Source organism: Alienimonas sp. DA493 (assembly GCF_043951915.1).
Taxonomy (GTDB): Bacteria; Planctomycetota; Planctomycetia; order Planctomycetales; family Planctomycetaceae; genus Alienimonas.
The window spans coordinates 1-11,217 of sequence record NZ_JBINJD010000167.1; the positions used below are offsets into that span (position 1 = coordinate 1).

At 71.6% G+C, this 11,217-nt stretch carries 9 protein-coding genes and 1 tRNA gene; 7 read left to right on the forward strand and 3 right to left on the reverse strand.

The features are described from left to right. The first annotated feature begins 518 nt into the window (after positions 1–518). The gene (locus ACG2DA_RS18965) at positions 519–734 is read left to right on the forward strand and encodes a helix-turn-helix domain-containing protein (protein ID WP_395257735.1); all 216 of its coding nucleotides are present in this window, start codon (positions 519–521) and stop codon (positions 732–734) included. 37 nt (positions 735–771) lie between these two features. Further along, positions 772–2,139 (forward strand): tyrosine-type recombinase/integrase, encoded by a 1,368-nt coding sequence (locus ACG2DA_RS18970; RefSeq protein WP_395257737.1) that lies wholly within the window; start codon positions 772–774, stop codon positions 2,137–2,139. Here the strand turns inward: ACG2DA_RS18970 and ACG2DA_RS18975 are convergent. Further along, positions 2,105–2,177, reverse strand: a tRNA-Lys gene (locus ACG2DA_RS18975). The genes ACG2DA_RS18970 and ACG2DA_RS18975 overlap by 35 nt on opposite strands. A gap of 118 nt (positions 2,178–2,295) precedes the next feature. Between ACG2DA_RS18975 and ACG2DA_RS18980 the strand changes: the two genes are divergently transcribed. Both ACG2DA_RS18980 and glmM read left to right on the forward strand, forming a co-directional pair. Then, positions 2,296–3,009 (forward strand): lysophospholipid acyltransferase family protein, encoded by a 714-nt coding sequence (locus ACG2DA_RS18980; protein ID WP_395257739.1) that lies wholly within the window; start codon positions 2,296–2,298, stop codon positions 3,007–3,009. A 36-nt stretch (positions 3,010–3,045) separates the two neighbouring features. Continuing rightward, a complete protein-coding gene (gene glmM / locus ACG2DA_RS18985) occupies positions 3,046–4,413 on the forward strand; it encodes a phosphoglucosamine mutase (RefSeq protein WP_395257741.1) in 1,368 nt (455 codons plus the stop codon). A 66-nt stretch (positions 4,414–4,479) separates the two neighbouring features. Here glmM and ACG2DA_RS18990 read toward each other — a convergent pair whose 3' ends face one another. Then, positions 4,480–5,841, reverse strand: coding sequence for a cytochrome c (locus tag ACG2DA_RS18990; RefSeq protein WP_395257743.1), 1,362 nt, complete (start codon positions 5,839–5,841; stop codon positions 4,480–4,482). 237 nt (positions 5,842–6,078) lie between these two features. Here ACG2DA_RS18990 and nadA point away from each other — a divergent pair, with 237 nt between their 5' ends. Further along, positions 6,079–7,014, forward strand: coding sequence for a quinolinate synthase NadA (gene nadA / locus ACG2DA_RS18995; RefSeq protein ID WP_395257751.1), 936 nt, complete (start codon positions 6,079–6,081; stop codon positions 7,012–7,014). A gap of 22 nt (positions 7,015–7,036) precedes the next feature. Here the strand turns inward: nadA and ACG2DA_RS19000 are convergent, their stop codons facing one another. Further along, positions 7,037–9,217: an MMPL family transporter gene (locus ACG2DA_RS19000; protein WP_395257745.1), complete on the reverse strand. Its 2,181-nt coding sequence runs from the start codon at positions 9,215–9,217 to the stop codon at positions 7,037–7,039. Between the two features lie 157 nt (positions 9,218–9,374). On the opposite strand from ACG2DA_RS19000, the gene ACG2DA_RS19005 reads away from it, so the two are divergent. Beyond that, a complete protein-coding gene (locus ACG2DA_RS19005; protein WP_395257747.1) occupies positions 9,375–10,466 on the forward strand; it encodes an MlaD family protein in 1,092 nt (363 codons plus the stop codon). A 67-nt stretch (positions 10,467–10,533) separates the two neighbouring features. Further along, the coding region (locus tag ACG2DA_RS19010) for an MATE family efflux transporter (protein ID WP_395257749.1) at positions 10,534–11,217 on the forward strand (684 nt) is incomplete at its 3' end.

Sequence of the window (11,217 nt, forward strand, 5' to 3'; positions counted from 1 at the left end):
ACGGGGCGGCGGTGGGGGAGCGGTCCTCCCCCGCTGTTGCTCCCGAGCGAGGACCCCCGCCCGTAGGTCGCCCGCCAGCGACGCGGCCCCCTCTGGCCGTCTCAAGCCCGCCAACCCGCCCGCAACCGGGGTGGACGACGGGACCATTCCCGACCGATACCGGCGAGAAGCCTCCTCCGGACCGTGCGTTATTTGGTCGCACCAAAGCCCCAAAACCGCCGAAAACCGGCCGAATTGTCCAGAGGGTAGCCAACCCTCCAACAAACGCAGCACCGTAGAAAGAGCCAACAAAACCCGATGTCTGACGCTATGGCCGGATTCTGGACCGAAAAGGGCGGGCGACGCGTCCCCGGGAGCGGCGCCCGCCCCAGATAGGGTCGGCTCCGCCGCGTGCTCCGGTATCACGCACCCAACGAGTAGCCATAGTTGCAGGGACAACGATCGGGTAGCCGGCACTGGCCCGGACCGGCAAACCGCGGCATGAATGGGTTCCCGACCTCCCCCGCCGGAACCCCGCGATGTCCGCCCCCGCCCTCTCCCCGGTTCTGCTGACCACTCTCGAAGCGGCCGACGCCCTCGGGATCAGCGAACGCAAGCTCCGCGATCTGACCTCGCCCCGCGGGCCGATCAGAGCCGTCCGGCTGGGCCGATTGGTGCGTTACCGCCCCGCCGATCTGGAGTCCTTCGCCATCGACCACCGCTCGCCCGCTGGCGCACCAACCAAGCCCCGGTGAGGCTGACCCGCCCCGAGCCCCCCGCCCGCCCCGCCCGATGGCCAGCGTCAGCACCGACCCCAGCGGTTCCCGCCGCGTCCAGTTCACCGGCCCCGACCGCCGCCGCCGCACCATCCGGCTCGGGAAGGTCTCGAAGCGGACGGCCGAGGAGGTCGCCGGGCTGGTCGAACGGGTGAACGCCGCGGCCCTCGCCGGACACGCCCCGCCGGACGCTGACGCCCGCCGGATCGCCGACATGCCGGACGCCCTGCACGCGAAGTTCGCCGCCGCGGGCCTGACGCCCGCCCGGGAGTCGCGGGAGCTAGGCACCTTCCTCGCCGCCTATCTGGCCGACCGATCCGACGCGAAGCCGAACACCCTTCGGCATCTGAACGACGCCGCCGAGCACCTGCGGGGGTTCTTCGGAGTCGCCAAACCCCTGCGGGAGATCACCCCGGGGGACGCCGACGAGTTTCGCAGGCATCTGACCCGAGGCGGCAGACGAGGCCGCAGCTCGAACACGGTGAACCGCTGGATGGGGCGGGCTGGTCAATTCTTCCGCCACGCCCACCGGAAGGGGCTCATCGACGCCAACCCGTTTGAGGGCCAGAAGACCACCGTCCGGGGCAACCCGTCTCGCATGGCCTTCATCTCGGTGGAGAACGCCCGCCGGGTGCTGAACGCCTGCCCCGACTGGGAGTGGCGGCTGATCTTCGCCCTCGCCCGATTCGGAGGCCTCCGCTGCCCTTCGGAGTTGGCCCCGCTGACTTGGGACGACGTGCATTGGCCCGACCCCGCTGCGGACAATCCGCGAGAGGCTCACGGCTGGCTGCGGATCACCTCGCCGAAGACCGCCCACCACCCCGGCGGGGGGGAACGCGTCATCCCGCTGTTCGCCGAGCTGCTCCCACACCTCCGGGCCGCAGCGGAAGCGACCGACGCGTCTCCGGAAGCTCCCTGCATTCCGCGATTGGCCGGGGGGACCAACCCCCACACCCACATGAAGCGGATCATCGAGCGGTCTGGCGTGAAGCCCTGGCCCAAGCTCTTCCAGAACCTGAGAAGCACCCGACAAACGGAGCTGGGCCGCGTCCACCCGGCCCACGTCGTCTGCGGATGGATGGGAAACACGACCGACGTCGCGGCAGAACACTATCTGCAAGTGACGGACCACGATTACGCCCGGGCCGCCGCCGAGGGAGAACTCATCCCGTGGGGGCGGGAGCCGGCCGAATCCGACGCAAAATCCGACGCACGGATGACGCAAAATCCGACGTTGCACGGGGCGGCACCGAGCGGCGCCGAAAAGCGGGTCCCCGTCAAAACACTAGCGGCACAGGGCGAAACGCCGCCCAGTGCCGCTCAGGGCCTCTATATGCCGACAAATAAATTGCCCCCACTAGGAATCGAACCTAGAACCTACTGATTAAGAGTCAGTTGCTCTGCCAATTGAGCTATAGGGGCGACTCTGTCCGCCGGCGAGGTTCGCCGCGGGCGGGCAGTGTACCGAGTTCGGACACCGTGGCAACGCAGCGGGTTCGCTCCGGTCGTCTCCGGGGGCGTTCCGTGGCATTCTGAGGGCGTGACCAGTCCTTCCCCCGCCGACGCTCAGTCGCCGCCGCCCCAGGGGCGGGCGTGGGACGTCAGCCGTGCGGCGCTGGAATGGTCTGCGCAGCCTTACCTCGGCGTGCGAGCCGTGGGGGCGGAGCGCGTCCGCGGCGACTCCGGCGGGCTGCTGCTGGCGAACCACCAGAGCTTCCTCGATCCGATCGTCCTCGGGCTGCCGCTGAACCGGTCAATCACCTTCGTCGCCCGGGACAGCCTGTTTCGGATCCCGGTCTTCGGGCGTTACCTGCGGGCGATGAAGACGCTGCCGATCGCCCGGGACGCCCCGGCCACCGCCGGGATGCGGGCCGCCCTCGCGGCGATCGAGCGGGGCGAACTCGTCGGGCTGTTCCCCGAGGGCACCCGCACCGCGGACGGCTCGCTGGGGCCGTTGAAACCCGGGTTCGTCACGCTCGCCCGCAGAAGCGGACGGCCGGTGTACCCGGTGGGGATCGCCGGGGCGTTCGAGTGCCTGCCGCGGTCGCGCAAGCTGCCGATCCCGACGCCGGGCCGGGTGCGGGTCGTGTTCGGAGAGCCGATCGCTCCCGAGACGGTGGAGGCGGCCGGCGGCACGATGGAGATCGTGGCGCTGGTCGAAGGCCGCATCGCCGCCGCCCACGCCGCGGCCGTGCGATGGCGGGAGACGGGGGAGGAACCGACGGGCGTGGACGCGGCCGGCGAGCCGGGCTAAACCCCGGCCCCGCTCCCTCGTTCGAGAACGCCCCGCGTGCCCCGCATCCTTTCCGTCTCCGGTCTCCGCGGCGTCGTGGGGGACGGGCTCGACCCGGATTTTCTGACCCGCTTCGGGCAGGCGGTCGGCACGCTGGCGCTGCGGGAGGAGCGGAACCCCGGTTTAGTCGTGCTGACCCGCGACGGACGCCCGACCGGGCCGATGGTCCGGCACTGCGTGCTCGGCGGGCTGTTGGCGAGCGGTTGCCGGGTGCTGGACGGCGGCGTGGCGATGACGCCGACCTGCGGGGTGCTCGTGCAGCATCACGGGGCGGCGGCGGGATTGCAGATCACCGCCTCGCACAATCCGCTCGAATGGAACGGCCTCAAACCGTTCGCCCCCTCCGGCGGGGTGCTGAACAAGACCCAGGGCGAGGCGCTGGTCGGGCTGCTGGAGTCCGGCGACTTCGCCGCGGCGGGCTGGGACGGCGTGGGCTCCGTCGAAACGCTGGCCGACCCGCACGGCCCGCACCTGCGTCGGGTTCTCGATCTGATCGACCGGGACGCGATCCGGGCGCAGCGATTCCGGGTCGTGCTGGACTGCAACCGCGGCAGCGGGGCCGCGGCGACGCCGGGCTTCCTGCGGGAGGAACTCGGCTGCGAGGTGACGGTCCTCGGCGATACGCCCGACGGCCTGTTCGAACACACCCCCGAGCCGACCGAGGCGAACCTGACCGGCCTCTGCACCGCAGTGCGCGAGGCGGGCGCCGACGTGGGTTTCGCCCAGGACCCGGACGCCGACCGGCTGGCGATCGTGGACGAGACCGGCCGCTACATCGGCGAGGAACTGACGCTCGCCCTCTGCGCCGATCACGTGCTGGCGACCCGCAAGGGGCCGCTCGTGGTGAACGGGTCGACGAGCCGGGTGAACGCCGACGTGGCGGAGTCGCACGGCTGCGCCTTCCACCGCTCGGCGGTGGGCGAGGCGAACGTGGTCGGGGAGATGAATCGGGTCGGGGCGGCCCTCGGCGGCGAGGGCAACGGCGGGGTGATCGAGCCGCGGGTCGGGCCGGTGCGGGATTCGCTCGTCTCCATCGCCTACGTGCTGGACGGGCTCGCCAAGCGGGGGGGCAAAGTCGGGGCGTGGGCCGATTCGCTGCCGAGCTACGCGATCGTGAAGAACAAGTTCGCCGTGCCCTCCCCGGACCGGGTGGACGCCGCCTGCACCGCCCTCGCCGCGGCCTACCCGGACGCCGAAGCCAAGTGGGGCGACGGCCTGCGGCTGGACTGGGCCGACCGCTGGGTGCAGGTCCGAGCCAGTAATACGGAGCCGATCGCCCGCGTCATCGCGGAGGCTCCGACGAGAGACGTGTCGGAGGCACTGGCAGCCGAGGCGACGGCGATTTGCGAGCGGGCCGTCGCGTAGGGTCCGCTCTGCGGACCGATCAGATGAGCCTGCGGAGAGCGTGTGGGGCGGTCCGCGGAGCGGACCCTACAGCGTTTTCAGGTACTCGAGCAGCGCCCGTTTCTCGTCCGACGAGAGTTTCGCAGCGAAGGTGTGGCCGGCGTTCGTTTTGCCGAGGTCGGCCCGGCGGGTGTCGAAGACGAACCGCGGGTCGCGGTCGGGGACTTCGGCCACCTCCTCGTATTCCAGTCCGACCCGCTGGGTGTCGTAGCCGTCCTCGGTGCGGCGCCAGAGGGTGGGGCGCTCCTCCGGGGAGAGCACGCCGGCGAGCGTCGGCACGCTGCCGTTGTGGAAGTAGGGGGCGGTCGCCCACACGCCGTCCAGCGGCGGGGCGACGTAGCCGCCGGGGTCCTCGACCACCGGGTCCTCCCCGTAGCGGCTCATCCAGGTCGTGCCGAGGTGCCGGCGGTGAGAGACGGTCAGGGCGTCCAGCCGACGGCGGTCGGTGCCGACGACTTCGATGGGAACCGTCAGTTCCGGGTAGGTCTCCGCGGCCGGGTCCTCCGAATACGTGCCGTGGCACTCGGTGCAGTTTCTCTCGAACACTCCACGGCCCGTCGCGGCGAGTTCGTCGTCGATCTCGAATGGGTAAGGCGGCGCCTCGACGGATTCGATGTAGGCCAGCACGTCTCGGAAATCGTCCTCCCAACCCAGCACCGTGTCGCGGCCGGCGCTGGGGAGGAGCATGAACTGCATCAGGACGCGGTGGTTCTTCGGGCTGAAGCCGTCGATGTAGAGGCGGGACTTTTTCTTGACGTGCCACCACGGCGGGGCGTCCATGTCGTGATGGAGCAGCAGGCCAGGATGGCGGCCGGTGTTGACGCTCATGTCCGGCTCGCGGAAGGCGTCGAGCACGATGCCGAACACCACGGCGTTCGTCGTGCCGTGGGAGCCGCCCAGCGGGATCTTCATCTGCCCGACGTCCTGATGGCTCAGCGGCTTGCCGGTCAGCAGCTTCACGGTGCGGACCTCCTCCGTCAGCGTGGCGAGGCCGTAGTGGGAGTTCGGCAGCCCCGGGATCGTCCGCCCGGCGACCTTCCCGCCGTGACAGGCGAAGCAGTTCATCACCCAGCCCTCCGGCGTCTCCACGTAGTTCAACACCGCGCCGCCGACCGGGTCGTTCGGTGGGGGGGCGACGAGGCCGTAGCGGGAGAACGCCATTGCAATCCGCTCCGCCTCGCCGGCCGCTTTCGCCTTCGCCCGCTGCTCCGGGGCCCAGGTGAGGCCGAGCCGGAGCAGGGTTTCGCGGTCGAAGTCCGGCGGGAGCAACGGTTTCGTTCGCAACACCTCGTAGCCGCGGGCCGGGTCGCCGGCAGGAGCGACGGGGCGGGCGGCGCCGTCGGCCGGGCCGGCCGCGAGTACCAGCAGGGCGAGATGAACCGGAAACACGGCGCAGGCGTTCGGAAGGAACAAAGGGTTCGGGGGAACGGGGCGGCCGATTGTAGGCCGGCCAGTCTTCCCGACCTCCGGGCGGTACAATGCCGTTCCCTTATCGATTGCTCCTTCAGGATCGCCCCGATGCCCACCGACACCCTCCGCCCCCCCCTGCCCGTGATGGACCCGCGGTCGTTCGAGGCCGACGAGCGCACTGGTCTGTCGGGGGAACCGGAGGACCCGCTGGACCTGATGGACGAAATCGACCGCCTGAAAGAGGAGAAGGACGCCACGATCCTCGCCCATTACTACGTGGACGGCGAGATTCAGGACGTGGCCGACTTCTGCGGCGACAGCCTGCAACTGGCCCGGGACGCCACCAAGGTGAAGACCGGCACGATCGTGTTCTGCGGCGTCCACTTCATGGCGGAGAGTGCCAAGATCCTGAACCCGGAAAAACGGGTCCTGTTGCCGGACCTGCTCGCCGGGTGCTCGCTGGCCGAAAGCTGCACCTACCCAGCGCTGAAGGCCCGGCAGGAAGAACTGCGGGCCGAGGGGCGGGACTTCGTCACCGTCGCTTACATCAACACCAGCGCCGCGGTGAAGAGCCTGTGCGACTGGATCGTCACCAGCGGCAACGCCCGGGAGGTGATCGAGGAACGGGTGCCCAAGGACAAGGAGATCCTGTTCGTCCCGGACCGGCACCTGGGCCGCTATCTGGTCGAAGTGACGGGGCGGGAGATGATCCTCTGGCCGGGTTCGTGCATGGTGCACGAGATTTTCAGCCTGACCGACATGCGGCGGGCCAAGAAGAACAACCCCGGCAGCGAGGTGATCGCCCACCCGGAATGCCCCGCGAACATCCTCGCCGAGAGCGACTTCATCGGCGGCACCGAGAAACTGAAACGGTACGTGATGAGCGTGACGGAGCCGCGGACGTTCCTCGTCGCCACCGAGGCGGCGATGATCCACCCGCTGGAAAAGGCCGCCCCGCAGCACACCTACGTGCCGGTGCCCGGCATCATGACCGACAGCGGCGAGACCTGCGCCTGCAATCGCTGCCCGCACATGGCCCGCAACACGCTGCAAAAGACCCGCGACTGCCTCCGCGACGGCACGCCGGAGATCGAATGGCAGGACTACTTCGACAAGGCGAAAGAGGTCCTCACCCGCAGCCTGCTGCAGTGAGCGTCTCGGTTCGCCGTTGCCGTTAGGCGGCGCGCCGGAGTTCGTCCGCGTCCGCTGAGACCGGCCGGCGGGCGGGGAACCGGACGATCGCGGCGGAGTCGGCGCCGGTTCCGCCCCGCACCGGCAGGTACGCCAGCAGGGCGGGGAGAATCAGCAGGTCGGCGAGGATCGCCGCGACCAGCAGGGCGGCGGTGAGCCAGCCGAAGCGGGCCGTCGGCGGGAACGGGCTGGCCGTCAGCGCCAGCACGCCGGCGCCGGCGATGACCGCCGCCTGCACCACGGCGGGGCCGGCCGCGTGGGCAGCGGCCGCCGCACAGCGGACTCCGCAGGCGTCGGGGCCTCCCCGCCTCACTTCGTCACGGTGCCGAACGAGCAGGTGGAACGTCCCGTCGACGGCCAGCCCCAGCGCGACGGAGGCGGTCATCATCATGCCCACGTCGACCGCCCGTCCGGCCCAGCCCAGCAGGCCGAACACCGCCGCCAACGGGACGAGGTTCGCCGCGCCGGCCGTTAGCCAGACCCGCCAGTCACCCACGGCGAACAGCACGGCGAGCCCGATCAGCAGCGCCGCGGCCAGCAGGCTGTCGCGGAAGCCGTTGTAGATCGCCACCTCCGCGGCTTCCAGCAGCGGGGCGAGTCCCGTCATTGTCACCTGGTCGGCGGGAACGTGCCGCAGGCAGACGGCCCGCAGGTCGTTCACGACCTCCGCCCGGCGGCCGGGCGGGCAGTCGGCTCGGACGCTCAGCCGCCAGGCGGAGCCGTCCTCGGTGACGAACGCCTCGGCCTCCGGCAGCGACCGGGCCGCGGCCATCCGCCCGGCCGCGCCCCAGCCGTCGACCTCGCCCAGGAACAGCGCCGCGCTGGCCACGTGCCGCACCGCCGGCCGGTCGTTCAGGTCCGCCGCGATCTCTCGGACGACCGCCAGCGTCTCCCCGAAGGTCGCCCCCGGGGCCGGACGGAGCACGATCTCCAGCGACTCCGCCGGGGTGATGAGGTCCCGCACGAACCGGTGATCGCGGCTCACGGCGCCGGAGGGGGGCAGCAGATCGGCGGCGTCCACCTTCGCCGAGAGCCGCGGCAACCCCAGCGAACAGGCCGCGACCGCGGCGGCGGAGACCGCCAGCACGGCGCCCCGCCGCCGCACCGTCCAGCCGGCCCAATCGCGGCGGACCGCGAGGTGCGGGACCCGCCGCTCCAGCCCGCCGCAGAGGAGTACCGCCGCCGGGGTGAGGACCAGCCCGCCGACCGCCGCCAGCAGCGCCCCCAACGCCCCCGCCGGGCCGAACCACGCCACCGGCCGCACCTCGCTCAGGCCGAGGCTCAGCAGGCCGGCGGCGGTCGTGGCGGTCGCCCAGGCGGTCGGCCTGGCGGCCGCCCGCACCGCGGCCCGCACCTTCGCCACGCCCTCCCCCGCCGCCGCGGCGTGGTAGTGGAGGAGGTGCACGCTCGCCGTCAGGGCGAAGACCAGCACCAGCGCCGGCAGGGCCGCGAGGATCAGGTTCATCTCGCCCCCCGCCAGCCGCACGCCGGCCAGCGTGCCCAGCGTCGCCCAGACCACCGTCCCGCCCAGCAGCAGGGCCAGCCCCCACCGGCCGCAGACGCACCGCAACACGGCCAACCCGAGGGCGAACATGCCGGCGAGGTACGGCAGCACGGCCTCCGGGCGACTGAGACGGTCCAGCTCCGTCACGACCACCGGCACCCCGGCGACCTTCGCCACGTTTGCAAGTCCAGACGCGGCGACGGCCCGGCGGACGTCCCGCACCGCGGCCGGCCGGTCGGCGGCCCCTTCGGCCGACAGCGTGCCCGCGACCGCGACCCACTCCCCGTTCGCCCCCCGCAGCAGGCCGGTCAGCCGGGCGTCGATCTCCGCCTCCGGTACGTTCATCTCCCGCATCACCGCGGCGATGGAACCGGGCGAGCAGGCGTACCGAATGCGGGGGGACATCTCCAGCCGCGCCCGGAGGGCCGCGACCGTCGCCGCGGCGGTGTCCGCCGGGAAGGCCGCGAGGATCGCCTCCTCCGAGCCGAAGGTGCGGCGGAAGGCGTCGTAGGCGGTGCGGTTCGGCCCGTCGGCCGGCAGCCAGGCCTCCGGGTCGTTGTTCACCGGCAGATCCGCCGCCAGCGCCGCGAACAGCGGCAGGCAGGCGCCCGCCGCGATCAGCAGGACGAGGGCGCAGCGGCGGGCGGCGTGATCCGTCACACCGGTGGGTTCGGAACGCACGCCCCCCGCCCCGCAGCCCGGCCGGCCGCGCCCTTAAGGTCGCCCGGATCGACCGCCGCGCCGGGCCGGGGTACCCCCGCGGCGGGGCGATGAACTAGGACGCGGCCGCCCCCGTTTCCCCCCGCCCGGCGATCCCATGTCCGAACAGCAAATGCAGTTCCGCGTCGGGCTGTTGGCGATCGTCGCCTTCGGCCTCGCCGCGGTGATGGCGGTGAAGTTCGGCGACCTCGCCGCCCTGCTCAAGGAACGCTACCCGCTGGCGGTTCACTTCGACCACGCCCCCGGCGTGTACCCGGGCACGCCGGTTTCCAAGAACGGCATCGTGATCGGCGAAGTCGCCGCCGTACGGTTCGACGAGCAACGCGGCGGCGTGCTGGTGGCCCTCTCCATCGAACCGCAGTACCGACTGCGGAAGAACGCGGAGCCGCATCTCTCCCGCAGCCTGCTGGGCGACAGCGGCATCGAATTCGTCCCCGGCGCCGGCCCCGGGTTCATCGAGCCCGGCGCCCGACTGGAGGGCGTCGCCCCGGTCGACCCGATGAAGCTCGTCGTGGACCTCGGCGGACGACTGGATCGCACCCTCGCCGGGTTCGACGCCACCGCGGCCCAGTGGGCGGAGGTCGGTCGCAACGTCAACGGCGTACTGGGCGACAACCGGGAGGAAATGAACCTCGCCCTCGCCCGGGCCTCCGTGGCGCTGGAGGAGACGGCCCTCTCGATGCGGTCCCTGCGGCAGACGGCCGACCACGCCGCGAAGCTGGTGGGCGATCCGACGTTGCAGCGGAACCTGAATCGCACGGCCGCCGCTCTGCCCCCGCTGCTCGAAGAGACGCGGCAGACGATCGTCGCCACCCGCTCCGCCGTCGGCAAAGCGGACGCGGCACTGGCGAACGTCGAGGGCTTCACCCGCCCGCTGGCGGAGAAGGGCGTCTCCGTCGCCACCCGGCTGGACGTCACGTTGGCAAACTTCGAGCAGGTCTCCGCGGACCTTGCCGATCTCTCGACGCTGCTCAAGAGAGAAGACGGCAGCCTCACGCAGTTGGCCTCCGACCCGTCGCTGTACCGCAACCTGGACGCCAGCGCGGAACACCTCAACGTCCTGCTGGCGAACCTCGCCCCGGTGCTGCGGGACCTGCGGGTGTTCAGCGACAAGATCGCCCGCAACCCGGAGCTAATCGGCGTCCGCGGCGCCCTCCGCGGCAGCGACGGGCAGAAGACGGTCCGTTAGTTCGCCGTCCTCTCAATCAGGACGGCGAACCACGAGGGCGGTTCGCGGCGGACGGCTAACATGCCGCATGCCCCGCCCGACCCGCGACGAGATCCTCGCCGGCCCGATCGTCCCGGTGCTCGCCCGGCTGGCTGGGCCGATGCTGGTGGGCATCGTGGCGGTGCTGGCGTTCAGTCTGGTCGACGCCTACTTCATCGGGCAGTTGGGGGAGGAGGAACTCGCCGCGGTGGCGTTCACCTTCCCGCTGACCTTCCTCGTCAGCGGGGCCGCGATGGGGCTGTCGGTGGGAACGAGCACCGCCGTGGCCCGGGCGGTGGGGCGGGACGACGGCTCCGCCTGCCGACTCGGCACGCACAGCCTGGGGCTGGCGCTGTTCGTGGTGGCGGGGATCGTCGTCGCCGGCTTCTCGCTGCTCGACCCGGCGCTGCGGACGATGGGGGCCGGGGAGGAACTGCGGGAACTCGCGACGCCCTACATGCAGATCTGGCTGGGCGGCGTGATGCTGTTGGTCGTGCCGATGGTCGGCAACGGGGCGTTGCGGGGCGTCGGCGACACCGTCAGCCCCACCGTGGTGATGCTCGTCGCCGGGGCGATCAACGCCGTGCTGGACCCCTGCCTGATCTTCGGCCTCGGCCCGTTCCCCCGGCTGGAGTTGCCTGGGGCGGCGCTCTCCACGGTGGCGAGTTGGTCCGTCACGCTCTTCGCTTCCCTCTACCTGCTCCGTCGCCGCGGCCTGCTGAGTTGGGCCGCG